The organism is Winogradskyella maritima (assembly GCF_042650215.1).
Taxonomy (GTDB): Bacteria; Bacteroidota; Bacteroidia; order Flavobacteriales; family Flavobacteriaceae; genus Winogradskyella; species Winogradskyella maritima.
In genome coordinates, this window is sequence record NZ_JBHSAT010000004.1 from 1781545 (window position 1) to 1805398 (window position 23854).

At 38.4% G+C, this 23854-nt stretch carries 28 protein-coding genes and 1 riboswitch; of the genes, 13 read left to right on the forward strand and 15 right to left on the reverse strand.

The window, feature by feature from the left end; translation table 11 throughout:
• Entirely contained in the window at positions 1–804 is an 804-nt protein-coding gene (locus ACFOSX_RS09170) for a T9SS type A sorting domain-containing protein (RefSeq protein WP_386099616.1), read from the forward strand.
• A gap of 46 nt (positions 805–850) precedes the next feature.
• On the opposite strand, the gene ACFOSX_RS09175 is transcribed toward ACFOSX_RS09170, so the two are convergent.
• The 11 genes from ACFOSX_RS09175 to ACFOSX_RS09225 all read right to left on the reverse strand — a co-directional run bounded on the left by ACFOSX_RS09175 (position 851) and on the right by ACFOSX_RS09225 (position 9435).
• Positions 851–1402 carry a YceI family protein gene (locus tag ACFOSX_RS09175; protein ID WP_386099619.1) on the reverse strand — a complete coding sequence of 184 codons (552 nt, stop codon included), beginning with the start codon at positions 1400–1402 and terminating at the stop codon, positions 851–853.
• Positions 1403–1406: 4 nt separating this feature from the next.
• On the reverse strand, positions 1407–1775 hold the full coding sequence (locus ACFOSX_RS09180; protein ID WP_386099622.1) for a hypothetical protein: 369 nt from the start codon (positions 1773–1775) through the stop codon (positions 1407–1409).
• Between the two features lie 10 nt (positions 1776–1785).
• Complete coding sequence (locus tag ACFOSX_RS09185; protein WP_386099625.1) at positions 1786–2658, reverse strand: DUF5777 family beta-barrel protein; 873 nt, start codon at positions 2656–2658, stop codon at positions 1786–1788.
• Positions 2637–3023, reverse strand: a complete 387-nt coding sequence (locus tag ACFOSX_RS09190; RefSeq protein ID WP_386099628.1) for an OB-fold protein — start codon at positions 3021–3023, stop codon at positions 2637–2639. Before ACFOSX_RS09190 ends, ACFOSX_RS09185 begins: the two co-directional genes overlap by 22 nt.
• Positions 3024–3089: 66 nt before the next feature.
• Entirely contained in the window at positions 3090–3626 is a 537-nt protein-coding gene (locus tag ACFOSX_RS09195; RefSeq protein ID WP_386099631.1) for an acyl-CoA thioesterase, read from the reverse strand.
• A complete protein-coding gene (locus tag ACFOSX_RS09200) occupies positions 3619–4338 on the reverse strand; it encodes a DUF3307 domain-containing protein (RefSeq protein ID WP_386099634.1) in 720 nt (239 codons plus the stop codon). Before ACFOSX_RS09200 ends, ACFOSX_RS09195 begins: the two co-directional genes overlap by 8 nt.
• A complete protein-coding gene (locus ACFOSX_RS09205) occupies positions 4335–4946 on the reverse strand; it encodes a SatD family protein (RefSeq protein ID WP_386099637.1) in 612 nt (203 codons plus the stop codon). Before ACFOSX_RS09205 ends, ACFOSX_RS09200 begins: the two co-directional genes overlap by 4 nt.
• A 115-nt stretch (positions 4947–5061) precedes the next feature.
• Positions 5062–6390 (reverse strand): DNA recombination protein RmuC, encoded by a 1329-nt coding sequence (gene rmuC, locus ACFOSX_RS09210; RefSeq protein ID WP_386099640.1) that lies wholly within the window; start codon positions 6388–6390, stop codon positions 5062–5064.
• Between the two features lie 71 nt (positions 6391–6461).
• Positions 6462–7256, reverse strand: coding sequence for an ABC transporter ATP-binding protein (locus tag ACFOSX_RS09215; protein WP_386099643.1), 795 nt, complete (start codon positions 7254–7256; stop codon positions 6462–6464).
• Entirely contained in the window at positions 7256–8287 is a 1032-nt protein-coding gene (locus ACFOSX_RS09220; protein ID WP_386099646.1) for a FecCD family ABC transporter permease, read from the reverse strand. Before ACFOSX_RS09220 ends, ACFOSX_RS09215 begins: the two co-directional genes overlap by 1 nt.
• Positions 8284–9435, reverse strand: a complete 1152-nt coding sequence (locus ACFOSX_RS09225; RefSeq protein WP_386099649.1) for an ABC transporter substrate-binding protein — start codon at positions 9433–9435, stop codon at positions 8284–8286. Before ACFOSX_RS09225 ends, ACFOSX_RS09220 begins: the two co-directional genes overlap by 4 nt.
• A 65-nt stretch (positions 9436–9500) precedes the next feature.
• Positions 9501–9708: riboswitch (cobalamin riboswitch) on the forward strand.
• A gap of 80 nt (positions 9709–9788) precedes the next feature.
• Between ACFOSX_RS09225 and ACFOSX_RS09230 the strand changes: the two genes are divergently transcribed.
• Entirely contained in the window at positions 9789–11702 is a 1914-nt protein-coding gene (locus ACFOSX_RS09230; protein WP_386099652.1) for a TonB-dependent receptor plug domain-containing protein, read from the forward strand.
• Between the two features lie 117 nt (positions 11703–11819).
• Here the strand turns inward: ACFOSX_RS09230 and ACFOSX_RS09235 are convergent, their stop codons facing one another.
• Positions 11820–13331 carry a S41 family peptidase gene (locus tag ACFOSX_RS09235; protein ID WP_386099655.1) on the reverse strand — a complete coding sequence of 504 codons (1512 nt, stop codon included), beginning with the start codon at positions 13329–13331 and terminating at the stop codon, positions 11820–11822.
• Between the two features lie 280 nt (positions 13332–13611).
• On the opposite strand from ACFOSX_RS09235, the gene ACFOSX_RS09240 reads away from it, so the two are divergent.
• The 4 genes from ACFOSX_RS09240 to ACFOSX_RS09255 are packed head-to-tail and all read left to right on the forward strand — an operon-like array spanning position 13612 to position 15752.
• A complete protein-coding gene (locus ACFOSX_RS09240) occupies positions 13612–14121 on the forward strand; it encodes an RNA polymerase sigma factor (RefSeq protein WP_386099658.1) in 510 nt (169 codons plus the stop codon).
• Positions 14108–14632, forward strand: coding sequence for a hypothetical protein (locus ACFOSX_RS09245; protein ID WP_386099661.1), 525 nt, complete (start codon positions 14108–14110; stop codon positions 14630–14632). The genes ACFOSX_RS09240 and ACFOSX_RS09245 overlap by 14 nt, the downstream gene beginning before the upstream one ends.
• A gap of 5 nt (positions 14633–14637) precedes the next feature.
• Positions 14638–15198, forward strand: a complete 561-nt coding sequence (locus ACFOSX_RS09250; RefSeq protein ID WP_386099664.1) for a DUF4252 domain-containing protein — start codon at positions 14638–14640, stop codon at positions 15196–15198.
• 5 nt (positions 15199–15203) lie between these two features.
• Positions 15204–15752 (forward strand): DUF4252 domain-containing protein, encoded by a 549-nt coding sequence (locus tag ACFOSX_RS09255; protein WP_386099667.1) that lies wholly within the window; start codon positions 15204–15206, stop codon positions 15750–15752.
• Between the two features lie 349 nt (positions 15753–16101).
• Here ACFOSX_RS09255 and purB read toward each other — a convergent pair whose 3' ends face one another.
• Both purB and ACFOSX_RS09265 read right to left on the reverse strand, forming a co-directional pair.
• Positions 16102–17445, reverse strand: a complete 1344-nt coding sequence (purB, locus tag ACFOSX_RS09260) for an adenylosuccinate lyase (RefSeq protein ID WP_386099670.1) — start codon at positions 17443–17445, stop codon at positions 16102–16104.
• Positions 17446–17502: 57 nt separating this feature from the next.
• Positions 17503–18105 (reverse strand): adenylosuccinate lyase, encoded by a 603-nt coding sequence (locus tag ACFOSX_RS09265; protein ID WP_386099673.1) that lies wholly within the window; start codon positions 18103–18105, stop codon positions 17503–17505.
• Between the two features lie 2 nt (positions 18106–18107).
• Here ACFOSX_RS09265 and ACFOSX_RS09270 point away from each other — a divergent pair, with 2 nt between their 5' ends.
• The 4 genes from ACFOSX_RS09270 to ACFOSX_RS09285 all read left to right on the forward strand — a co-directional run bounded on the left by ACFOSX_RS09270 (position 18108) and on the right by ACFOSX_RS09285 (position 20552).
• Positions 18108–18587, forward strand: coding sequence for a heme-binding domain-containing protein (locus ACFOSX_RS09270; RefSeq protein WP_386099676.1), 480 nt, complete (start codon positions 18108–18110; stop codon positions 18585–18587).
• An 8-nt stretch (positions 18588–18595) separates the two neighbouring features.
• Positions 18596–19831, forward strand: a complete 1236-nt coding sequence (locus ACFOSX_RS09275; RefSeq protein ID WP_386099679.1) for a glycosyltransferase — start codon at positions 18596–18598, stop codon at positions 19829–19831.
• Between the two features lie 77 nt (positions 19832–19908).
• Positions 19909–20352: a hypothetical protein gene (locus ACFOSX_RS09280; RefSeq protein WP_386099682.1), complete on the forward strand. Its 444-nt coding sequence runs from the start codon at positions 19909–19911 to the stop codon at positions 20350–20352.
• The gene (locus ACFOSX_RS09285) at positions 20352–20552 is read left to right on the forward strand and encodes a helix-turn-helix transcriptional regulator (RefSeq protein ID WP_386099685.1); all 201 of its coding nucleotides are present in this window, start codon (positions 20352–20354) and stop codon (positions 20550–20552) included. Before ACFOSX_RS09280 ends, ACFOSX_RS09285 begins: the two co-directional genes overlap by 1 nt.
• 20 nt (positions 20553–20572) lie before the next feature.
• Here ACFOSX_RS09285 and ACFOSX_RS09290 read toward each other — a convergent pair whose 3' ends face one another.
• Complete coding sequence (locus ACFOSX_RS09290) at positions 20573–21262, reverse strand: SIR2 family NAD-dependent protein deacylase (RefSeq protein WP_386099688.1); 690 nt, start codon at positions 21260–21262, stop codon at positions 20573–20575.
• Between the two features lie 128 nt (positions 21263–21390).
• On the opposite strand from ACFOSX_RS09290, the gene ACFOSX_RS09295 reads away from it, so the two are divergent.
• The 3 genes from ACFOSX_RS09295 (at position 21391) to ACFOSX_RS09305 (ending at position 23842) form a co-directional block, all read left to right on the forward strand.
• Entirely contained in the window at positions 21391–22575 is a 1185-nt protein-coding gene (locus tag ACFOSX_RS09295) for a hypothetical protein (RefSeq protein ID WP_386099691.1), read from the forward strand.
• Between the two features lie 60 nt (positions 22576–22635).
• Positions 22636–23295 (forward strand): TrmH family RNA methyltransferase, encoded by a 660-nt coding sequence (locus ACFOSX_RS09300; protein WP_386100266.1) that lies wholly within the window; start codon positions 22636–22638, stop codon positions 23293–23295.
• Between the two features lie 187 nt (positions 23296–23482).
• The gene (locus ACFOSX_RS09305; protein WP_386099694.1) at positions 23483–23842 is read left to right on the forward strand and encodes a VOC family protein; all 360 of its coding nucleotides are present in this window, start codon (positions 23483–23485) and stop codon (positions 23840–23842) included.
• The last annotated feature ends 12 nt before the right edge of the window (positions 23843–23854 follow it).

Consider the following 23854-nt stretch of genomic DNA (forward strand, 5'->3'; position numbering starts at 1 on the left):
ATGAAAAAAATTACGTTTTTAATTGTATTATTTTCCTCATCAATTTTGATGGCACAGACTTGGACTACTGGGACTGTATTGCTTGATCCAGGATCGGGAGGTGTTCCAGACTATACAGTGAAGTTTGATATTAATCAAGGTACAAATACCGTTACAATGACAATGATTGGCCCAAGTAACGTTTGGTTGGGAGTAGGTCCTGGTATAACTGCTGGCAATGGTATGGGTAACCTCGATGATGATGCCATTGTTTTTAATTCTAATGGTTTAGAAGATAGAAATATGCCATCTGGCACAGGAACACCTCCTTTAGATAACGCCGCTTCTCCTATGGATGAGTGGTCATTGGTCAGTAATACTATTTCAGGAAGTCAAAGAACGGTTATTGCAACAAGAGCAATTAATACTGGAGATTCCGAGGATTTTGTTTTTCCGACATCAGCCACATCTTTACCTATTCTGTGGGCGCATGGTAATGGCACAACGTCATTTGGGTATCATGGTGGCTCAAATAAGAGTGGTGTAGTGGCTAATTTAACGTTGAGCAATGATGAATTTAATTTAAATCAGCGCTATTTGTCACTCTATCCTAATCCGGCAGAAGATGAGTTAACAGTAAATCTTACCAATTATTCTGGTAATTTTAATTTTGAAGTTTATGATATTCTAGGTAAACGTATTATGTCTGAATTTTCATCAGATAGATTAACACCAATAAATATTCAGAGTTTAAGATCAGGAACTTATCTTATAAGAATAAGTGGAGATGATTTCTCGGAGACTAGACGTTTTATCAAAAACTAACAAACTCAAACATATAGTTTAAGATGCCAGTCTGAAAAGACTGGTATTATTTTTTTGCCAATTCAAAACTAAAAGTAACATCTACTGTTTTGGACAGCTTATTGCTGACCACCTTTGGGATTTCAATATTAAATTCATCAACATTCACCTTGAAATTTCCCGAAAGAAGAATTTTACCATCAGAAGAGCGGGAAATAGATAATGTATTGTTACTGAGCTTATGGCTTTCTCCATGAAACTCAAGCGTACCTTCATAATTTATGTCCTGTGCTTTAGCATTGAGTTGATTAAAATCAAAATCCATTAAATTACCTTTAAAAATGGCCTTTGGGTAGTCATCCGATTCGGCATAGTTCTCATTAAAATGTTCTTCCATCAAAGCATTTTTAAAACGAAAGCCTTTAACCAATGCCAAGGCGGCAAACTCACCGTTTTCGGTATTTAAAATAGCAGTCACTGAAGTGTTAGAGGCTTTTACTTCTTCAAATGACGGCACTGATGCTTCAAATTGTAGCTCTCCTGTTTTGGTGAGATAGCGCTCTTGGGCTATGACAGTTCCAACGAGGCACAAAGCTACTAATGTGATAATCTTTTTCATGCTATTAATTTTCTAGGAAGCCTTCATCTTCCCATTGTTCTATAAGATCAATCAGGTTTTGTGGTAAACGAGTACCACCTAAGGGCATAAACCCACCTTCACCTGGTTGTCTTGAAATGCGGTCTATTAAATTCCCATCTTCAACACCATCAACGACGTCTGAATAGCTTACTAATGGTGTAGGTGCACCATTTACAGGGGGATTGCTATGACAAGACACGCAATTATTTTGCATAATGGGCGCAATATCATCTGTATAATTCACCGAAACTGGTGGTGGTGTATCGTCGACTAAGTCATCCTCACTGTCATTGGTACAAGCGATAGTCGCCATTCCAACAAAAAAACAAAGTATATAAAGTTTCTTTTTCATGTTTTTAGTTTTAGAATCTTCGACTTAAATTAAATCCAAAATAAATATCACCATCTGACCAATCTCCTGTTGCCTGACCTAAAAAGCCGTTGGTGTTCATGGCTTGTGAATTAGTGAAATGCATCTGAAAGACGTGTCCACCAGTTTCTAAATCCACACCAATTGATAATGGATTTTTAAAGGGTGAGGTATCTGAACGATTGAGGTGCCAACCATAATCCATGTTTAATGACCATCGTTTGGCTAATTTATAACGTCCTCCAATCCCCAAAGCGTATTGGGAATTATCCTGATTATTGTCCAACACAAAATTATCATGAAAGAATGTCGGGGCGAGTTCCAAAGAAAGGTTTTTAGTGAACTTTCTAGAAATCAATAATTGTGCCGTGTATCCTAAGCGATTTTCAAACTCCAGCTTTGGAAGATTGGCTTTGTCTAATGCCGTATTGATTAGTATCGAATTATAACCAACCACCGTTACTGGAGACCCATTGTTTCGTTGACTAATCAGCTTATATTTTATGGCACCTTCATAGATTTTCTGAAACGAACTACGGGATACACTTATGTTGAAGTTGTCTGATATGCCGTAAATAAAGTTGAGTCGTGTTACAGCATCATCCAGCCCAAAGAAGCTTTCAAATCCGTTTTCAATACTACCAAATCTATGGGCGACTACAAAGGTGAGTTCTTTTTTGGCAACGAGTTTGGTAGATTCAAAATTGACAATCTTTAGGCCTTTAAAGGCGGCAACTACTGGGTCATTGTCGGTATTTTCAACATCAATTTCGTCTAAAAGGTCATCTTGAGAAAAGCCCAAAAACGGCGAAATGCATAACAATGCAATAAATAGAGGTTTGGTTAAGGGGTAACTACAGTACATTGGTCTAGTTTTATAAGGTCTAACAAATCGTCATAACCAATACAGCGTCCTTTTACACTAACGTTTTGGTCAACAGATAATTGTGTCTTAAAAGCATTGTTGAAGGTACAAAACGCTTTATTGTCTAAGGTAAGGTCTGTCGTATTGAGTTCCGAAACTTTACCGGTGATGACAATAGTTTTGTCTAAATATTTTTCTTCAGCTGTCGCGATATCCATTTTAAAGAGGGAGTAGATATCCCTTATTTCCACACTGGCAATCGGATCTTCTTCGGAAATGTCGCGGTGGTCTTGGTAGATATAGTTATAGGCAAAATAGCTTCCCACCAAAATAGCTATTAGCAAAATGAGCCATTTTCTTTTCATAAGGATTGATTTAGAGATAATCAATGTACAAAATCCTTTTTTAAATAGTAGTAGTGGGCGAGTATTTCAAAAGTCGACTCGGACTCTGTAGTGCTTTAACTTTATTAAGTGTTCATCCAAGTTCTTATAAATTGCCTTTAATTCTTTTTGTCGGTTTTTATCATTATCCCTTCTGGAAACTGCTTTCAAAAAGCGCTTGGCGTCAATCTTTGATTTTAATTCAAGTCCCGGAACTTTGACGCCTTCTCCTTTTTCAGATAAAGCGACCATTGTAAAATACGATGAGTTGCAATGCTTTGTTTTTCCGGTCTGGATGTTTTCTGAATCCACCCTAATCCCAACCACCATTGACGAGGTGCCCACGTAATTAACACTGGCTTTCATGGTTACTAATTCGCCCACTTCAATAGGATTTCTGAAATCTACTTTATCCACCGAAGCCGTAACACAGTAAGAGCCAGAATGTTTTGAGGCACAGGCAAAAGCCACTTGGTCCATCAAATTCAATATATAGCCACCGTGGATTTTTCCGCCAAAATTAGCGTGTGATGGAAGCATGAGTTGTGAAATTTGAATGCGCGATTCTTCTGTGGTTTTAAACATAGTATTGTAGATAATTGTAAATCAATCCAGAGATAATGGCAATACCAAAGCTCAATAAGGTACCGATTAAGATATACTCGGTCAGTTGACGTTCTTTAGAATTAGAAATATCTCCAAATCGAAATACAGACTTTGCCGTGATTAAAAAACCGACGGCTTCCCAATGGTTTGTAATGATAAATACGAAAACTAGCAGACGTTCTAGTATACCGATATAGTTTCCGGCGTCTTTGAGTGAGGCATTATCCTTCGTCAATTTTGAAATATTCCACTTCGTGAAAATGGTTTTCATGATGAAAGAGGTAGGCCTTGTCAAGAATAGAGCTAGGGTGAGTATCAACCAAGTCCTCGCATCAAATTGAATATCGAATGTATAGCCATCATTAAGAAATACCGAGGTTAGAATGATGATGGATAGAACATGAAGTATCTGGTCAACAAAAAATACAATACGTTTGTTTTTTTTAGTTTGAAGGAGAATCTTCCCCACATCAATAGCTAAATGTGTCAGGGCAATACTGAGAATAAGTGCCCAGTTTGAAACATCCCAAAGCACCAAGAACATCAATCCTATATGGATGACGATATGAAGGTACAAGTGATACGAGGCCAACTTATATTTTTCCTTATGTTTTACGGAGGCTTTGGATTGTAGGAAGAAATCACCAATAAAATGGGCTATCAGTAATTTAAGTATGGTGACTAGAATCATAATTCTGAAATTTTTTGTCTGTACATAGCGTCTAGGTCTTGTAATTCATCCCAATAGGCGCGTTTTTGGCGTTTGCTGACCGCATCTTGCTTAACTCCGATTAATTCTGCCAATTGCGCCTGAATCATATCGGGATTATCCAATGACAATTTCACGATTTCTGCCGAATTTACCGTCCAATTGTCCATGGCAATCAAAGCCAATTTAAAATAGAGATTGAATTCACGGTCAAAAGCTTTATGACCCGAACTTATTTTTAGATTAACTCTATCCTTTTTTAAGGTCTCAAAAACATGACCCGAGCGTTCAAAGGCACTGCCTTGGGATTCACTCACGCTAGCACCTTCATAACTTTTTTCACCGATGCCTATAGCCAAGCGTACGTCTAAGCCGTTAATCTGTTTTATACATGCTTTGAGGTAGATGGCTTTCACAAAGGCATTGGCAGGAGTTGAACACTCAAGCTGAAAGCTATCACCTCTAAATATCTCGTACTGAGAAGAAGAAACTGTTATTTCGGCTAAAGCATCTTTGAGCGTGTTAAGCCACTCATCTTGATGCATTACTGTACGTGATTTGATAATATCGCCTACAATGACACTAGTCATAATTGTAAATTTTATCAAATTTATGCCTTCTTAAGGGAATAAACAAATTTATGCCATTTTTAAGGCATATTTTAAATTATGCCATTTTCAGGGAATAATTGAATTTAAACGATTTTTACTCCTCATAATCCTCGTCATTGGCACGTTTAATAATAGCTTCGGGAAGCGCCTTCTTTGCTTTAGCACCCATTTTCTTGATGTTTTCTACTCTAGATATCAAGTTGCCACGACCTTCAACCAATTTGTTCATAGCCGAAGCATAATCGGTTTTAGCGGCGTCAATCTTTTTGCCTACTCCAGTGAGGTCAGTCACCAAACCTTCAAATTTGTCGTAGAGCGCACCGGCTTGCTTGGCGATTTCCAAAGCATTTTGCTGTTGTTTTTCATTATTCCACATAGAATCAATGGTTCTTAGTGTGGCCAATAAGGTCGATGGCGTCACAATGACAATATTGCGTTCAAACGCACGGTTGTACAATGAATTATCCTCGTTAATCGCAACTGCAAACGCAGGTTCTATAGGAATAAACAGCAAAACAAAATCGGGCGATTCTATATCATATAAATCCTGATAGTTCTTTGCTGATAATTGGTCCACGTGTTTTTTTATGGAATTGACGTGCGCCTTAAGGTACATAGCCCGGTCATCGTCTTCAGCATTGACCATACGCTCGTAATCCACCAAGGATACCTTGGAATCGATAATCATTTTCTTGGCATCTGGGAGGTGCAATACTACATCGGGCATAACACGAGAGCCGTCCTCACGCTGAAAACTCTGTTGCAAAAAGTATTCGCGGTCTTTTTCCAAGCCCGATTTTTCCAAAACACGTTCCAACACCAATTCGCCCCAATTCCCTTGCATTTTGCTATCGCCCTTAAGCGCTTTTGTAAGGTTGGTCGCTTCCTTGGCCATCTGCTGATTCAAGTCCCGGAGCCCCAACAATTGCTCTTTTAATGCCGAATGCATACTGATGCTTTCCTTTTGAGAGTCTTCCACCTTCTTTTCGAACGTCTTAATTTTCTCTTCCAGCGGATTCAAGATGGTTTTGATATTTTCCTTATTCTGGATGGTGAATTTTTCTGATTTTTCTTCCAGAATTTTAGAAGCCATCAATTCAAAATCCTTTCGAAGTTGTTCCTGTTGTAGTTTTAATTCCTCATCGCGCTTCAGATTTTGCTTTTGGAGGTTTTCAAACTCTGTATTACGTTGTACCAAGTCTAACTGAATACCTTCACGCTCATCTCTAAATCGGTCTCTGTCTGCTTCAATTTGAAGCATCTGTACTCTCAGTTCATCAATGGTTTGGCTGAGTTGTTGCTGTCTTTCGTTTAATGCACTCTGTTCTCCTTTGCTTTTTAGTTTGGAAAAAGTAAGACCAAGAAAAGCGCCAACAACGCCAGAAATAACAATTGAAATCAGTAAGATAAGTGTGTCGCTCATTGAGAAATCAGGTTTTCTCAAAGATACAGATTTAGCCTAAACGACAAGGCGGAAACTACAAACCGTAGCAACTATTTATTAACCTTAAAACTGCCTGTGTCTTTGTTGAATGCGATTAAATCCTTGGGAAAAAGCTGTTCAAAAACACCCTGTTCAATCAATTCGCAGGGCGACCCAAAGGCGCAGTCATTTTTGCTCATTACAATCATTTGGTCGCAAAGTTGAATGGCTAAATCAATTTCATGAGACGAAAACAAGATGGTTTTGCCCGTGTCATGCGCCAATTTTTGAAGCAATTTTAAAATATAGGCCTTGTGATACATGTCCAAGTGCGTCGTTGGCTCATCGAGAATGATTAAATCCGTATCCTGAGCCAGAGCACGTGCAATCATAACTTTTTGAAGTTGACCATCACTAAGTTCAGCACAAACCTTAGTCGCTAAATCCAGAATATTAGTTACGCGTAAAGCTTCGTTGATTTTTTCAATATCGGTATCGTTAAGTTTACCAATCCAGTTGGTGTAGGGATGGCGACCGAGTGCCACCAATTCAAAAACTGTAAGATGTTTGGATTGTAGTGGTTCAGTTAGGACAATACTTAGACTTTTGGCGAGGTCTTCATTGCTGAGTTGTGATAGTTCAGAAGAGTTGATGTAAATCTTGCCGGACAACTGTGGTTGTATTTTTGAAAGTGACCGTAGTAAGGTCGACTTTCCGATGCCGTTTCCACCGACTAAGCCGACGAGTTGGCCTTTTTGTAATTTGAAATTTAAACCGTTGGCAATTATCGTTTGCTTATCGGATTTAGCGTAGCCGATACTTAAGTCTTCAGATGTTAAAACGATATGATTCTCCTTCGAACTCATTAAAACACCAATTTTCGTTGTTTGATTAAAATCCAAATCACTACAGGAGCACCGACCAAGGCGGTAATTGCGTTGATGGGTAAAGTGGCTTCAGAAAATGGCAATTGTGAAATACTATCGCAAATCAGCATAACAATGGCGCCACCCAAAATAACGGCAGGCACCAATACTTGATGCTTAGCAGTTTTGAAAAATTGTCTAACCAAATGCGGAATGGCTAAGCCAATGAATGCAATCGGTCCTGCAAAAGCAGTTATGGTTCCTGCCAGTAGACTTGTGGCAAGGATAATGATGATGCGACTTTGCTTCAAATTTAAACCCAGACTTTGGGCGTAAGCATCGCCAATAAGCAGGACATTCAAGGCTTTAATGGACAAGAGACAGAATAGTACGCCTAAAGCATATAATCCGAAGAAGATAAATAATTCTCTCCAAGCTAGATTACTTAAACTTCCAAATCCCCAAAAAATGTATTGTTGCAATTGTTCCGCAGAACTGAAGTAGGAGAGGACACTGACAAAGGCGGCCGTGATACTGCCAAACATTAACCCAATGATTAATATAGCCATAGTGTCTTTTACTTTACTAGATACGGCCAAAACAGCCAAAAGCACCAAAAAACTCCCTAAACTGGATGCAATGACCACGCTCCATTTGGAGACCAAGGCCGTTGCCAAAACACCTCCAAATAATCCTGAACCCAAAATAACAAAAGCGACACCCAAACTAGCACCAGAACTAATTCCCAGAACAAATGGCCCTGCCAAAGGATTCCGAAATAAGGTTTGCATCAATAAACCTGAAAGCCCCAATCCTGAGCCTACCAAAATAGCAGTAATGGCTTTCGGGAGTCTAAAATTTAGAATTATGACCTCAAAAGTGTCGTTAGTTGAATTACCTGATAAGGTTTCAAAAATGTCACCAATTGGAATGTAAACAGACCCCAAACTGATATTCACAACAAATAGAACAAAGCAAATCAGGCTTAGAATAATAAATGCAGTCCGATATGATTTTTGCTCTAAGCTCAATCGTTTAAAGGTTTAAAAAATGTGGTTTCGTAATCTTTCAGCAACTCTGGATGTCCTATTTTGATTAAATCTTTTAAGACCAAGTCGGGTCTGGCAAAGCCAAGTTCGTAATACAGCACACCTCCTGTTGCCCCAGTTTGATTGGAAAAGGTATAAATGTTTTTTTGTTTGAAAGCTTTAAAATTACTGTATAAGGCGTTTGCAGATTCTAATCGTTCGTAGCTTGAGTAATACGAAGGGCTTATCCATAAATCAGCGTCTTTCGCTTTGTCTAAAACCGATTCAAAACTTAAAGCCAAACTACCGTTACCTGAACTATCCTTCCAAAGGTAATTGAGGTTGGCGTCTGCCATGAGTTGGCCTTCGGGACTTGTGCCATTCGGTAAATACCACACATCTTTATGCATGGCGCCACTGAGTACAGAAGGACTTGTCTTAACTTTAGACGCCAAAGTTTTAGCCTCATTGTAATTGGTTTCGATAGTATTAAAAATAGAATCAGCCTCTTTTTCCTTATCGAATAATACGCCGAAGAATTTCAGCCATTCGGCTTTGGCCAATGGCGATGACTCAACCCAATCGCCATTGTAGATGACGGGGATGCCAGCTTTCTTAACAGTTTCAAACGTTTTATTGATGCCTTCAACGCCAAATCCGATAACTACATCGGGTTGAAGTGATAACAGGATTTCAGTATTGATGCTTTCATTTTTACCGATATCTTTTATGGCGCCATATTCGATTAAAGATCTTGTTTTTTCGGATGAGATATAATTGGTTTCGGGAAAACCAACCAATTTATTTTCGAGACCTAAAAGTTCCAATGCAGGAATGTGCGTTGTCGATGTCACGACCAATTTTTCCAACGGTGTGACTAAAACAACATCATAGGCATCTCTCGGAAAAGTCATTTTTGCTAACTGTTGCGACGGGGCTAACAGATACTTTAAGTCCTTTTGCGCATTGGGCCAAGGTTTGGAAATGGTAAGCTCTTTGTGTGAACCGTGGTCCAAAATTGAAAACCCTGTAGCGTATTTTAGTTCTGATTGTTCCGATATGTTTTCAAACGGAGGAACATTTTCCACAGTCTTTTCGTTTTTACAAGACGTAAGGATGAGCAGAAGTATTAGGAAGCTAAGCTGTTTCAAACTGTGAAATTTTAAATCAAAACTAAGAATAAAATGGTTTTAAATCTTGATGTAACAAAAATGATTAGCTTTGCACCGAAATTAGGTTTCGTCTTGAAGGTTTTCAAGATGGATTAAAAGGGAATCAGGTGAGAGTCCTGAGCTGTTCCCGCAACTGTAAGCTATAACGCTTGTTATTACTACTTCAAAGTCACTTTTGAGACGTTTCAATCTCGATGGGAAGGCCAATAACAAGACGCAAGTCAGGAGACCTGCCAATTTCAAACTAGAAGTCGAACTTTTCGGGATAAAAAGTTTACGCGACATATCGGCGTATTCTCGAGGAATTAAAATTTGAAATGAACAAAACAAAGATGTTTTGCATACTAGCAATTGGTATGCTCAGCGCTGGCTTTGCCCAGACAGAAACGGATTCAACAACGGTTGAGACCTTAGATGAAGTGGTCATAACTGATTCTAGATTTGATTTAAAACGCGAAAATTCGGGGAAGGTCATTACCAAAATCACCTCTAAAGACCTTGAAAAATTACAAGGACAAAACATTGCAGAGATTATTGGGCGAACTGCCGGAATTGAAATCAATGGGGTACGAAGTAACGCCGGACAAAACCTCAGTTATTTTGTAAGAGGTGGACGAAATCGACAGGTATTGGTAATGATAGATGGAGTACAAGTCACTGACCCATCGCAAATCGCCAATGATTATGATTTACGTCTGCTGAATGCTGACCAAGTTGAATCTATTGAGATTTTGAAGGGTGCTTCTAGTACACTTTATGGCACCGGAGCGGCGACGGCGGTTATCAATATCACCTTGAAAAAATCTGCCAAAGAACCAATAGCGATTAGCTTACGGAGTGTTTTGGGAACCAACCAGAATCAAGAGGATGCCGATTACCGTATTGAAGATTTTAGAAACAGTGTGACCTTAAACGGACAATTGGGTAAGTTCAATTACCTCGCTAGTTTTGGGCATCAGTTTACCGACGGATTGTCGGCCATTGCTGATGGAACAGAGTCGGATGCATTTAACAGCCACAATGGGCATTTAAAACTTGGTTACACATTCTCTAATGCATTTACTCTAAATACTTATGGAAGTTTCGACAAATTCAAAACCGAGTTTGACGATAGTTTCGGTTTTATGGATGCAGATAATCGTTCTACGTCCAATCAGTTTAGAGTTGGTGTTTCTCCAGAATTAACTTATAACAAAGGCAGTTTCAAAATCAATGCCTCCTACAGCGAGATTGAGCGTGATATTGAATCTGGTTTTCCATCACAATTCAATGCGAAGAGCTTTGTAGCGGATGCCTTTAATCGTTATAAGTTCAATGATAAATTCTATACTGTTTTAGGTGTGAATGTTCAGGAAAATGAAATGGAGAGTTTTTCGATTCCTTTTGGGGCTTCAGAATTCAATCAGGATATCGACCCAGAAACCGCTAATTTTTCAATTATTGACCCGTATGTAAATGTTGTATATGTGTCTGACTTTGGATTGAACATTAATGCTGGAGCTCGATTGAATAACCATTCGGAATACGGAAGTCATTTGGTGTATAGTTTAAATCCGTCGTATACTTTAGATACGGATTTTGGATACTTAAAGTTTTTATCGAGCTACAGTACAGCATTCATCACACCATCATTGTTTCAGTTGTTTGAGCCAAGCTTTGGAACCCCAGATTTAGAACCCGAAGAAAACCAAACCTTTGAAGTCGGTGCGTCAATTTCGTTAGATGATGTCGCCCGTTTTAGTGTGGTGTATTTTAATAGAAACGAAGAGCAGTTTATTGATTTTGTGGATACAGGGAACTTTGTATTTCAGTATCAGAATGTCGCGGAGGAATTCACGGCAAGCGGTATGGAATTTGTTGGCGAATTAAAGTTAGCAAAAGGATTGAAGCTAAACACCAACTTTACGTACACTAAGGTTGATGAAAGTTTAGATTTGCGTATTCCTGAATTGATGGCTAACGCCCGATTAGATTATCAACTTACAGATAGAACTTTATTAAGCCTTACTGGTCAGTACAACGACGAACGCAATGATGCCTATTTTGATGCCAGCACATTTACAAGTCAATCCGTAATTTTAGATAGCTATAACTTGGTGGATTTATATGTGAGCCATAAAATTTTAGATTCAAAAATGACGGTGTTTGCCAATGTGAGTAATCTATTCAATTCAGATTATGAAGAGCTGTTTGGTTTTTCAACGAGAGGTAGAAATGTGAGCTTAGGCTTTAATTTGAAGTTGTAATACTTTTAAGGTAAAGCTTGTCTGGTCGAGCGCAGTCGAGACCTATTAGAATAAAGAGTTTTCTAATTAATGGCTAGATAAAAAAGAAAGACCGGATAATTTCCGGTCTTTTTTGTTTTATTCTTTTCGCTTTAACGCCTTAGAAGGCCTATTGTCAAACATTTCCGTAGCAAAGGGTTGATTAAAATTTTGTTCGGCCATGACTTCTAAACCTTCAAATTCGGGAGTAAAACTTCGTCCAGCACCAGTGATGTCTTCAATCGCTCTTGCCAATAAAGGTTCATTGATGTCCCCGAGTGTGCCAAGATTTCCGAAGTTTTCATTCAATTCAAACCCTGTAGAAGGTGCTAATCCATTGTAATAGCTAGAAAACCCTGAGGCATTTGCAGATTCGTAGATTAAAGGTTGAATGGCATAGGTATGGTTTGGATTGGCATTAGCTCTTCCAAAATCTTCAGAATCATAAACCGTTCTTGATGCTTGGGGCTTTCCTGTTGTGTTGTCTCCAATTTGAATGACATCTATATAAGGTCTTAATCCGTTTATGACCAACTCGCTGGCAGACGCTGTTCTGCTCGTGGTTAAAATATAGACCTTACCAAGATTTAGACTATTGATGTCTTGTTGGAATACAACGTTGCCATCACCATCAGTTTTAACGATAGTATCCACAAAAGGATTCACTAATAAATCAGGATTTTCAGTTTCAAAAAAGGATTGAATATCAGAATTCCAGTTTTCTTCAAAAAGAGGCTGACCCGTGAATTGTCCTGTAATCATTGAAGACAACCATATAGCTGTAGATACAGAACCACCACCATTATATCTTAAATCGAGGACTAAATCATCAATATTTGCATTTCCGAAGTCATCAAAAGCCTGATTTAGTTCGGTAACAGGACCGTCTTCAAATCGGAATCCATTATACATTAAGTAACCAATTTTTTTACCTCCAATTTCTATGATATCGTTGATAAGAATGGGATTTTCGGTGTATACCTCCTTGGTCAAAGAAACGCTTGCATCTGTAGATGTAATGGTATCATCCGAGGTTGTTGCTGTACCATTGTCATTATAATCTGCTATATTAATAGTATACGAGGTGTTTTCGCCAAATAATAATGACCTAAAGTTGCTGTCTGTAAGTGGTGTGCCATCGACGCCATCAAAAATAACACCGCGTGTCAACCCTTGACTTTCAGCACTGGTATTTGGCAAGACATAACGGACATAGCCAAAGATTGCTGAGGCATCGTTAGGGACTCTTACTAAGCCGAAAACCATACCGTTGTTTAATGTTGTGCCCTGCAGAAGTTGCTCTAATTCAAAATAATTAGGCACAATAGCACTAAAACGGTCTACGGTTTGAGGTTGAAATAGTAAGGAATTGAATAAATCTTCAGGTTGGGCAAAACCGTTGAGATATTCGGCATATTCTTCGTCGGAACTAAAGCGGTCATTCGCCAAATTGGGAATTTCATCCTTGTAAACGTAAAAGAAATTCATGCCTTTCCATACAAAATCATTGATTTCGCTGGCAGATATTAAATCATCATCATTGTCTTTAAAACAACTTGAAGCACTAAATAATACGAAAAAGGATAGGGCAAATAGGTTAAATCGTTTCATTTTTCTTTCAATTTATAGCAATTACAGTATTTGTCTGTAAAACTTTAAAATTACTTACATTATTGTGAATTTAAAAACAAAATGATGTCGCTTCTGGTTTAAGGCTTCAAAATAGAGGTGGAGCGCTAATCGAATAGTATTTAAAATAAATTTAATTAATTGATAATCAAACAGATATAAATTTATTGGGTAGTGCTGTAACAAAAGATATAGTGATTCGTCTTAATTATGAAGGCGAACAAATAGCGACTTCAAACAACCACCAATCAATCAAATAATAATGACACAAGCCGAATTTACACGCTTAGTCACACCGTTTAAGGATAAAGTCTTTCGTTTGGCAAAACGATTGCTTGTTTCGCGCGAAGAGGCCGAGGACGCCACGCAAGAAATCCTTTTGAAATTATGGAATAACAAAGGCAAAATTGAAAGCTACAAAAATGTAGAAGCCTTCTCAATGACCATGACCAAAAACTTTTGCTTGGACCGATTAAAATCGAAACAGGCACAGAATTTGAAGATTGTGCATAGTAACTACCAAGAAAAAGGCTCAGGCCTCCAAACTCAGGTAGAAGCTAGAGATAGCGTGTCTTGGGTAACCAAGATTATTGAAGAATTGCCAGAGCAACAGAAGATTATTCTGCAATTGCGAGATATTGAGCAGTATGACTATGCCGAAATCGCTAAAATGCTCGATATGAATGAAACGGCCGTGAGAGTGAATCTCTCTAGAGCCAGAAAAACAATAAGAGAACAATTAACTAATACACATAATTATGGTATTAAATAATATAGACGAATTAATTGCAAAGTATAACGATGCAGAGACCTCCTTACAAGAGGAACAACAACTGAGGGACTATTTTAATAGTGACGACGTGGCACCGCATTTAGAGCAGTACAGACCGCTTTTTAAATACTTTGCAATGACACAAAAAGAAACGTTTACCAAAGACGTTCCAGTGATACCAAACACTAAAAAGACCAACAGAAGGTCAATGTATCAATGGATTGCTGTCGCAGCCGTAACCGTTTTAATGCTTGGGTTTTTAGTCCCTAAAGCATTGGGGCCTTCGCCAGAAGAGGTTAAAGAACAAGAACTGGCAATGGCCTATTACAATCAGACCAAGGAAGCATTAAGTTTAATTTCCATTGGAATGAATGCCGGAAAAGAACAATTAAATCCACTTGGTACTTTGCCAGGCCATTTAAACGATGGCGTAGAGAAAGCTCAAGGATTTAATCAACTTTCCAAAAAAATTGACAATATTTTAAATCAGACACAAACACTTAAAAATTAGAAAAAATGAAAAAATTAATTGTATTAATCGCGTTAATCGTCGCTCCAGCATTGAGTTTTGGACAAGGAGTCTTTGACAAGTTTGAAGATATGGAAGACGTATCTACCGTTATTATGAACCAAAAAATGTTCAAAATGATTGCTAGTATCGATATCGATATGGAAGATGCCGAAGGCCAGAAGTACATGGACATGGTAAAGAAAATCACTGGCGTGAAAATTTTTACCACAGGTAACGAAAGAGTTTCAGCCGATATGAATTCTACCGTGACCAAATACCTAAAGAGTTCTAGCCTTGCTGAGCTAATGCGTATCAAAGACGGAGAGCAAACCGTAAAGTTCTACGTTAAGGAAGGAAAAGACGAAAACCACGTAAAAGAATTATTGATGTTCGTTAATGGCTTAAAGGAATTGACCGAAGGCCAAAACATTGAAATCAACGGAAAAAAGCGTGAAGTTGAAACCGTATTGGTATCTATCACTGGGGATATTGACTTAAGAGAAATCTCTAAAGTTTTAAACAGTATGGATTTACCAGGCGGTAAGGAATTAGACAAGAAAAACTAAGAACAATGCTACATCAATCAATCAAAAACGCAGTGTTGGCTCTCTTCATTATCGCAACGGTATTCAGTTGCGATAATGGATTGACGCTACAAACCTATTATGTCGATAATGAGTTGAGACCTGGATTTACTACAATAGACGTCCCAACAAGTGTCATAGACGTGGATAAGTTAGATTTAACCGAAGACCAAAAAGAAGCCTACAAAGCTGTAGATAAATTGAACATGCTTAGTTTTATTATCGATGACAGCAATAAGGCCGAATATGAAGTGGAATTGGCAAAAATCAAGACCATTTTAAAGAATCCTAAATATGAAGAACTGATGAAAGGTGGTAATACCACAGACGGTCAGTTTAGAGTGATGATTATTGGGGACCCTGATAGCTTAGATGAGTTGATACTCTTTGGAAATGCCACAGATAGAGGTTTCGCTGTCGTCCGAATATTAGGCGACGATATGAATGCCGGTCATTTGGTACAATTGGGAATGTCATTACAAAAAGCCAATTTGGAAGATTCTAATCTTGGTGGTGTGATGGATTTCTTTAAGTAGTCGGTAAAAACGAACTGTCATGCTGAACTTGTTTCAGCATCTCTTAAATAGCATGAAGATTCTGAAACGAGTTCAGAATGACAAAAAAACAATACCAACGCCCCCTTTAAATATTCTGACACGTATTTAAAATGTTAATAGGAAGTCGCCTTGAAGAGTTATTCAGGGCGATTTTTTTTATCTGTCAGTAAATAATAGAAAAAGGTGACCAAGAGTGCAGTCATAATACCAATTAGAAGGATAATGATAATCCCATACTCTAAAACACCAGTAATACCACAGATGAAAAAGCCTAAAAAGACCACTATCGTTAATAATCTTGCAATGTCATCTAAAGTAAATTGAAACATTATATTCCGGTATAGTTACTCGGCGAAATCGCTTTTAATTCGCTTTTAATCGCCTCCGAGACCTCTAAGGTATCAATAAATTCTGAAATGGAATTTTTGGTAATAGCATCATTGGTTCTCGTTAAACCCTTCAAGGCTTCATAAGGGTTCGGGTAACTTTCACGACGTAGTATCGTCTGAATCGCTTCTGCAACCACGGCCCAATTATTTTCCAAATCTTGTTCAAACTTGCTCTCATTCAGCAATAGTTTATTCAAGCCTTTAAGGGTGGAGGCAAATGCAATCAGCGTATGCCCAAAGGGTACACCAACATTGCGCAATACTGTACTATCTGTTAAGTCGCGCTGTAAACGAGACACAGGTAGTTTGGCCGATAAATGCTCGAACAATGCATTGGCCATACCGATGTTTCCTTCACTATTTTCAAAATCGATAGGATTTACCTTATGTGGCATAGCCGAACTTCCTACTTCCCCTTTTTTGATTTTTTGCTTGAAGTAATCCATAGACACATAGGTCCAGATATCACGATCCAAATCCAAAATAATCGTGTTGATGCGTTTCAAAGCATCAAACAAGGCCGCCATGTGGTCGTAGTGTTCAATTTGTGTTGTTGGGAACGAATGTTGCAAGCCTAAACGCTCTTGCACGAATTTAGTTCCAAAAGCTTTCCAATCCACAGAAGGATAAGCAACGTGGTGGGCATTAAAATTTCCGGTAGCACCACCAAACTTTGCAGCGCTTGGGATGTCATTCAATAAATTGAATTGTTCTTTTAAACGAACAGCAAAAACTTTGATTTCCTTACCTAATCGTGTTGGTGATGCGGGCTGACCATGCGTTCTTGCCAACATCGGTACGTCTTTCCATTCTGTGGCTAAGGCTTCGATTTTTTCAAGAAGTTTGAAGTATTCTGGCACATAGACATCATTCATCGCATCCTTAATCGATAATGGAATCGCTGTATTATTGATGTCTTGTGAGGTCAATCCAAAATGAATAAATTCTTTATAATCCGGAAGACCTAGATTATCAAACTGTTCTTTTATAAAATATTCAACAGCTTTTACATCGTGATTGGTGACACTTTCAATTTTTTTAATAGCTAAGGCATCTTCCGATGAGAAATTCTTGTAGATATCCCTAAGGCTTTCAAAAAGAGATGAATCAACTGATTTCAGTTGTGGTAAAGGCACTTCGCAAAGCGAAATAAAATATTCTATTTCTACCAAAACCCGATATTTAATCAGGGCTTCTTCAGAAAAATAGTTGCCCAATGCTTCTACTTTAGAGCGGTAACGACCGTCAATTGGGGAAATTGCATTTAAGGGAGAAAGTGCCATATCAGAATTTTTTTTGAAGGCTCAAAGATATGGATTTAGAAAGATTTTAGGCGACGCTTAGCGTTTAGATTTCAACCGTTTTATTATATGGCGCGCCCTAGCTTTAAAGGCGGCAGATTCCTTGGCAAAATCGCGCTCTAGGATGATGAGTAATTCAGGATGAATCCAATCAAATTCTCTTCCGAGTTGATAGAGCGTGCTCATGCTATAAGCTTTTACCGCTACTTTTTGGTCGCTGATCATCCAGTCAAAGCAAGCTTCTGTAATACGTTCTCTATGGTCCAGTGATAAGACATTTGGAGTCACGGCTTTAGCTTTGTAATGATTGGCAATAAGTAATTCGCAGACTTTGGCAACAGGCCTCACCGCAGGGTCCAAGTGCACACGGTTAATGTTTTCCGTAAAATAATCCAGATGTCTATGGCTAATACTGATATCGGCACTGCAAGCATACTCAAACACCCATGCCGCACGACAAGACACTTTATCGTCCACCGTAAAAAGGATATTGAGTAATGGTGCAACCAATTCGAGATTATTTAAAATCATCTGTGCATAGTAGCTTCGTTTTTCACGCGAATGATTCACATAGTTTAAAGCCTCATAAAGTTCTGCTTCGGTCACTGTATTTTTGTATTTTCGAATTTTAAAATTAGTCAAAAATGAAGATTCTAAAAAAGATAGGCCTTGTATTGCTAGTGGCATTTGTTATTGCCCAGTTTTTCCGACCAGATAAAAATAGTGGAGATCCAGACTCTGTTAATGCATTTTTAGCAGAAACCAAACCACCAACGGAGGTAAAAGCAGTTTTAAAAACGGCTTGCTTTGACTGTCATAGCGACAATACCACCTATCCTTGGTATAATAACATTACGCCAGTCAATTTTTGGCTGGCAGAGCATATTAATGACGGCAAAAAACATTTCGATGTCTCCAAATGGAATGACTATTCTCTAAAAAAGAAAGACCATAAAATTGAAGAACTGATAGAGTTTGTAGAGCGTGGCGAAATGCCATTGAATAGCTACACATGGACGCATGCCGAAGCACGATTAAGCGAAGCACAAGTCGAAGCTATGATTAATTGGGCAAAATCTGTTAGAAGTTCTTACGCCTTGCAAATGGCGGCGCCAATTAAATAAAATTCCCATTGAAGAAGCCTGTTGCCTTGGTCATCGGTTTTGTGTGGCCAGAGCCAAAAAGTTCTGCCGCCGGAAGCCGTATGTTACAATTGATAGCTCAGTTGCAACATCAAGGTTTCAAGGTGGAGTTTGCAACGGCGACCAAACATTCCGAAAAAGCTTTTGATTTAGAAGCAATTGGTGTTCAGTCGCATAACATAAAACTTAACGACAGTTCGTTCGATGATTTTGTAAAAACGCTTCAACCACAGTTGGTTTTGTTTGACCGTTTTATGACCGAAGAACAATTCGGGTGGCGCGTGGCCGAGCATTGTCCGGATGCACTTAGGCTTTTAGATACTGAAGATTTTCATGCATTGCGAAAGGCTAGGGAAGTGGCCTTAAAGGAAAATAGGGGTTTGGTAAGGTCTGATTTACAATCGGATGTTGCTAAACGCGAAATTGCCTCCATCTACCGCTGTGACTTGAGTTTGATGATTTCTGAATTTGAAATGGAACTTCTTCAAACTGAATTCAATATTCCGAAACCGCTCCTTCATTATTTACCGTTTTTACTGGAACCCATTTCAGAAAAGCAAATTGAAACATTACCGACTGTTGAAGAACGTCAACACTTTATAAGCATCGGTAATTTTCTGCATCCACCTAATTATGATGCTGTTTTATACTTGAAACAATCCATTTGGCCAGAACTAAAAAAACGATTACCAGAGGCCGAACTTCATATCTATGGCGCTTACGAATCCCAAAAAGTCACGCAATTGCATAACGAAAAGGTAGGCTTTCTCATTAAGGGGTTTGCAGAAGATGTCAGTGAAGTCATGCAGACCGCTAGAGTCTGTTTAGCACCTTTACGATTTGGTGCCGGACTTAAAGGCAAACTCATCGATGCCATGCAAAATGGAACGCCCTGTGCGATGTCTTCTATAGCGTCAGAAGCGATGTTTGGGGAAATGTTTCCGAATGGTTTTGTTGCCGATACGATAGACTCGTTTGTGGAAAAAGCTGCAATTCTCTATTCTAACAAAGCCATTTGGAAAGAAAAGCAAAGAAACGGTTTCAGGGTCATTAATGAGCGTTTCAATAAAACACATTTTGAAAAGGACTTCAAATTAAAGCTTCAACATTTAAAGGAACATCGGATAAAACACCGCCAAGACAATTTTATCGGCGAACTTTTGATGCATCATTCTTTTCAAAGCACTAAGTATATGAGCCGCTGGATTGAAGAAAAAAACAAATAATATTTTTTTATTTCAAAATGTAAAGTATATTTGTCATTAAGTAAAAATAATTTTACTAATTATAAAATATACTTGTCATGGGTCTAAAAGAAATTCAGGACTGCGAACGCACCAAAATTGAAAAGCTATCAGGGTTCCAATTACCAAATAGATGGAAAACCATAGGGGCACTTTTGTCCTTAACCGTGTTTATTACTATGCTTTCTCTAAAATTTATTGATACGCCACCTCTTTGGGTTAAAGAGCTTTTAAAGCGTTCTCTTTTAGTCGGATTACTAATTGTAATATTGGCTAAAGAAAAGGACGAGGATGAGATGATTGCTTCATTAAGAGGAAAGGCCTACACATTGGCATTTATATTTGGTGTTGTTTATGCTTTAGTGCAACCTCTTATTGATACCGTAGTACATGGTTTATTATATGAAGCAGGTGAGGATAATGGCTTTAGTTATTTTCAACTGTTGTTCTTTATGCTGTTTATACAGATTCTATTTTTTGAAGTTTTAAAACGCAACCGATAATGGAAAACACAATTAAGGTTGAGCGTGCCATTTTAAGTTTAACACAAGATGATTTGGCAAAGAAAATAGGTGTGTCCCGACAAACCATAAATTCCATTGAAGCAAATCGATATGTGCCTTCCACGGTATTGGCTTTAAAACTATCGGATGTGTTTAATAAACCGGTTAATGATTTTTTTAAATTGGGTACTGATGATTAGTTTACTATTTATATTGGTATCTATTCTGATACATTTTCTTTTATAATTTGAATGGCGGTTTTAATCCCAACAGTAGCCGGTTCAGCAATGACGGTTAATCTTCGGTTACTTTCCATTGCAGGATTGGGGTCTATAAAATAAATAGGTGTGCTAAGCTTTACATAATTCATCAATCCTGCTGCAGGATATACTTGCATGGAGGTTCCAATAATCATAAGAATATCTGCTGTTTCACAAATCGTGATGGCATCTTCAATCAAAGGTACGTCTTCCCCAAACCAAACAATATGTGGACGAAGTTGATGGCCATTTTCGCAAACATCACCCAGATTAATATCTTCGGTCCAATCTTTAATATCACTGTCATTTCCTGTACTTCGTATTTTTCGTAATTCACCATGAAGGTGCAGTACGTTTGTGCTTCCTGCGCGTTCGTGCAAATCGTCAACATTCTGTGTGACTATAGATACTTTAAAATCATTTTCGAGGTTAGCTAAATCAGAATGCGCACTGTTCGGTTCTACATCTTTGAGTTGGCGGCGCCTTTCATTATAAAAATCTAAAACCAATCCGGGATTTGAAGCAAAACCTTGAGGTGAAGCTACGGACATAACGTCATGACCTTCCCACAGACCATTACTATCCCTAAAGGTTTTTAAGCCACTTTCAGCGCTCATTCCGGCGCCCGTTAAAACCACAATGTGCTTCATAACATAATATCTGTGCGATTTCGATAAACGGTATTGCTATAATTCATAATGCATCAATAACATAAGGTTATGGGTCAATTTTGAGGTCTTATCACCGATATCTTCGTGTAAACTTAAAATAAAAAACTATGAAAACTCTAATCAAATCAGTCATTTTGATTTTTACGGTCGCACTCTTTACCAGCTGTGACTCCGATGACGACGTGAACATTCAACCTACAGGAGAGAGTAAATTGTTTACTTTAAACTCTGTGGCCAATCCTTCAATTTCTGGAACAGCAAGATTCGTTGAGAATTCCGATAATTCCACGACTATTGAATTACAACTAACAGGAACACCAGATGGTGGACAGCATCCTGCACATATTCATTTTAATACGGCAGCTGAAGGTGGAGATATCGCCTTGACTTTAGGAACCGTTAATGGTGATACAGGATTCAGTACAGTGACAACATCTACTTTGAATGATGGGACGTCCATTACTTACGACCAACTTTTACAATTTGATGGTTACATCAATGTACATTTAAGCGCCAATGAATTGGAAACCTTAGTTGCTCAAGGTGATATAGGGCAAAACGAATTAACCGCAACAACCAAAGTATATGCTTTAGGAGAAGTTGATGTAGATGGCATTAGTGGCACTGCAACTTTTACAGAACGAGTTAATGGTGAAGTATTAGCTACACTGGCATTGCAAAACACACCAGACGGCGGTATGCACCCAGCACATATTCATGACAATACAGCTTTAGAAGGTGGTGATATTGCCTACACCTTTAATGCCGTGAACGGTACTACCGGTACAAGTAGCACAAATTTTGATGATATAAGTTTTGAAAACATCCTTGCTTATGACGGTTACATTAACGTACATTTAAGTATGGACGACCTTGCTACACTCGTTGCTCAAGGCGATATAGGACAAAACGAATTAACTGGGGAATCTACAACTTATGCCTTAGCAACTGTTGATGTTGCAGGAATTAGTGGTGATGTAACTTTTGAAGAGCGTGTTAATGGTGATGCATTGGCTACAATTTCTTTAATAGGAACGCCAGATGGTGGTATGCACCCTGCACATATTCACGCCGGAAGTGTAGCAACAGCACCAGGTGCTATTGTTTTTACTTTTAATCAAGTGGATGGAACTACAGGTGTTAGTAAGACAAATGTGTCAGCATTAGATGATGATTCAGTATTTGGCTATGACGAAGCAGTTGCTGTTGATGGTTACGTTAATGTACACTTAAGTATGGCGGACTTAGCAACATTAGTTGCCCAAGGAAATGTTGGTGCTAACGTCAACTAGTATTTAATAATATACAATTTGAAAGCCCGATGTTATCATCGGGTTTTTCTATTTTTGGATATGCACGATTTAGATTTACTCCACCATCTCGAAAGCTTTTTAACCCCAAACCGTGTTGCTAAATTCCACAAGGTTTTGGCCGAGCGCACCAAACATTTTACCGTGGCTACGGAGGATGTCTATCAGTTGCACAATACAAGTGCGGTAATTCGTTCTTGTGATGTATTTGGTATACAGGAAGTGAATATTGTCGAAGAAGTCAACTCCAAACGCATAGACCGCGAAATTGCTATGGGCGCACAGAAATGGGTGGATTTAAATCGCTATCATAGTTCCAAAGCCTGTATCTCGGATTTAAAATCACAAGGCTATCAAATTGTGGCAACCACACCACATGTAGATGACTGTAATCTTCAGGATTTTGATATCTCCAAACCCTCATGTTTTTTCTTTGGGCGGGAAACCGAAGGGCTGTCCGATGCTGTGAAATCCGAAGCTGACTCGTTTTTAAAAATTCCTATGGTCGGTTTTACGGAAAGTTTGAATATATCCGTTTCGGCCGCTATTATTCTACAACACGTGACTTCAAAATTAAAAGCCAGTGCTATTGCTTGGCAACTTTCTGAAGCTGAAATCTTAGAAAAGCGTTTCGATTGGATTAAAAAGACACTCAAGGATTATGATAAGATCGTCGCACGGTTTTACGATTCTAAAGCATGAAAGGAACATTTGTCATTTTGTTATCATTGCTAAGACCCCGAAAGTTCTAAAGGACATAACAATCACAATATGGTATTTATTCAATTTGAAAGATTGCCACATCACGCTTGGGCGTGATTCGCAATGACGTTGTATTTGTTAAAATTCAGTAACTTATATCCGAATTTAGAGAATAAAAAATAGAGATATGATAAGTTGGTTTGAAATTCCCGTCAATGATATGGCACGTGCCAAGAGCTTTTACGAAACAGTTTTTGATATAGAAATTAAGGAAATGGAGTTTGGCGTAGTGAAAATGGGGTGGTTACCGTTTAATGAGGGTGACGGCGTCGCGGGAACACTCATTCAGCAAGAAAGTTATATTCCCAGTCAAGAAGGTACCTTGGTGTATTTTAAGTCGGAAGACATCACAACAGAATTGAATAGGGTAGAAGATGCCGGTGGAAAAATCTATTTAGGAAAAACAAAAATATCCGAAGAACACGGTTCCATGGGTGTTTTTATAGATTCTGAAGGTAATCGAATTGCCTTGCATTCTAATAAATAATAGAGAATAGAG

Coding starts and splice junctions, on each gene's coding strand:
- ACFOSX_RS09170 (WP_386099616.1), top strand. CDS start 1: ATGAAAAAAATTACGTTTTTAATTGTATTATTTTCCTCATCAATTTTG.
- ACFOSX_RS09175 (WP_386099619.1), bottom strand. CDS start 1,402: ATGAAAAAGATTATCACATTAGTAGCTTTGTGCCTCGTTGGAACTGTC.
- ACFOSX_RS09180 (WP_386099622.1), bottom strand. CDS start 1,775: ATGAAAAAGAAACTTTATATACTTTGTTTTTTTGTTGGAATGGCGACT.
- ACFOSX_RS09185 (WP_386099625.1), bottom strand. CDS start 2,658: ATGTACTGTAGTTACCCCTTAACCAAACCTCTATTTATTGCATTGTTA.
- ACFOSX_RS09190 (WP_386099628.1), bottom strand. CDS start 3,023: ATGAAAAGAAAATGGCTCATTTTGCTAATAGCTATTTTGGTGGGAAGC.
- ACFOSX_RS09195 (WP_386099631.1), bottom strand. CDS start 3,626: ATGTTTAAAACCACAGAAGAATCGCGCATTCAAATTTCACAACTCATG.
- ACFOSX_RS09200 (WP_386099634.1), bottom strand. CDS start 4,338: ATGATTCTAGTCACCATACTTAAATTACTGATAGCCCATTTTATTGGT.
- ACFOSX_RS09205 (WP_386099637.1), bottom strand. CDS start 4,946: ATGACTAGTGTCATTGTAGGCGATATTATCAAATCACGTACAGTAATG.
- rmuC (WP_386099640.1), bottom strand. CDS start 6,390: ATGAGCGACACACTTATCTTACTGATTTCAATTGTTATTTCTGGCGTT.
- ACFOSX_RS09215 (WP_386099643.1), bottom strand. CDS start 7,256: ATGAGTTCGAAGGAGAATCATATCGTTTTAACATCTGAAGACTTAAGT.
- ACFOSX_RS09230 (WP_386099652.1), top strand. CDS start 9,789: ATGTTTTGCATACTAGCAATTGGTATGCTCAGCGCTGGCTTTGCCCAG.
- ACFOSX_RS09235 (WP_386099655.1), bottom strand. CDS start 13,331: ATGAAACGATTTAACCTATTTGCCCTATCCTTTTTCGTATTATTTAGT.
- ACFOSX_RS09240 (WP_386099658.1), top strand. CDS start 13,612: ATGACACAAGCCGAATTTACACGCTTAGTCACACCGTTTAAGGATAAA.
- ACFOSX_RS09245 (WP_386099661.1), top strand. CDS start 14,108: ATGGTATTAAATAATATAGACGAATTAATTGCAAAGTATAACGATGCA.
- ACFOSX_RS09250 (WP_386099664.1), top strand. CDS start 14,638: ATGAAAAAATTAATTGTATTAATCGCGTTAATCGTCGCTCCAGCATTG.
- ACFOSX_RS09255 (WP_386099667.1), top strand. CDS start 15,204: ATGCTACATCAATCAATCAAAAACGCAGTGTTGGCTCTCTTCATTATC.
- purB (WP_386099670.1), bottom strand. CDS start 17,445: ATGGCACTTTCTCCCTTAAATGCAATTTCCCCAATTGACGGTCGTTAC.
- ACFOSX_RS09270 (WP_386099676.1), top strand. CDS start 18,108: ATGAAGATTCTAAAAAAGATAGGCCTTGTATTGCTAGTGGCATTTGTT.
- ACFOSX_RS09280 (WP_386099682.1), top strand. CDS start 19,909: ATGGGTCTAAAAGAAATTCAGGACTGCGAACGCACCAAAATTGAAAAG.
- ACFOSX_RS09285 (WP_386099685.1), top strand. CDS start 20,352: ATGGAAAACACAATTAAGGTTGAGCGTGCCATTTTAAGTTTAACACAA.
- ACFOSX_RS09290 (WP_386099688.1), bottom strand. CDS start 21,262: ATGAAGCACATTGTGGTTTTAACGGGCGCCGGAATGAGCGCTGAAAGT.
- ACFOSX_RS09295 (WP_386099691.1), top strand. CDS start 21,391: ATGAAAACTCTAATCAAATCAGTCATTTTGATTTTTACGGTCGCACTC.
- ACFOSX_RS09300 (WP_386100266.1), top strand. CDS start 22,636: ATGCACGATTTAGATTTACTCCACCATCTCGAAAGCTTTTTAACCCCA.
- ACFOSX_RS09305 (WP_386099694.1), top strand. CDS start 23,483: ATGATAAGTTGGTTTGAAATTCCCGTCAATGATATGGCACGTGCCAAG.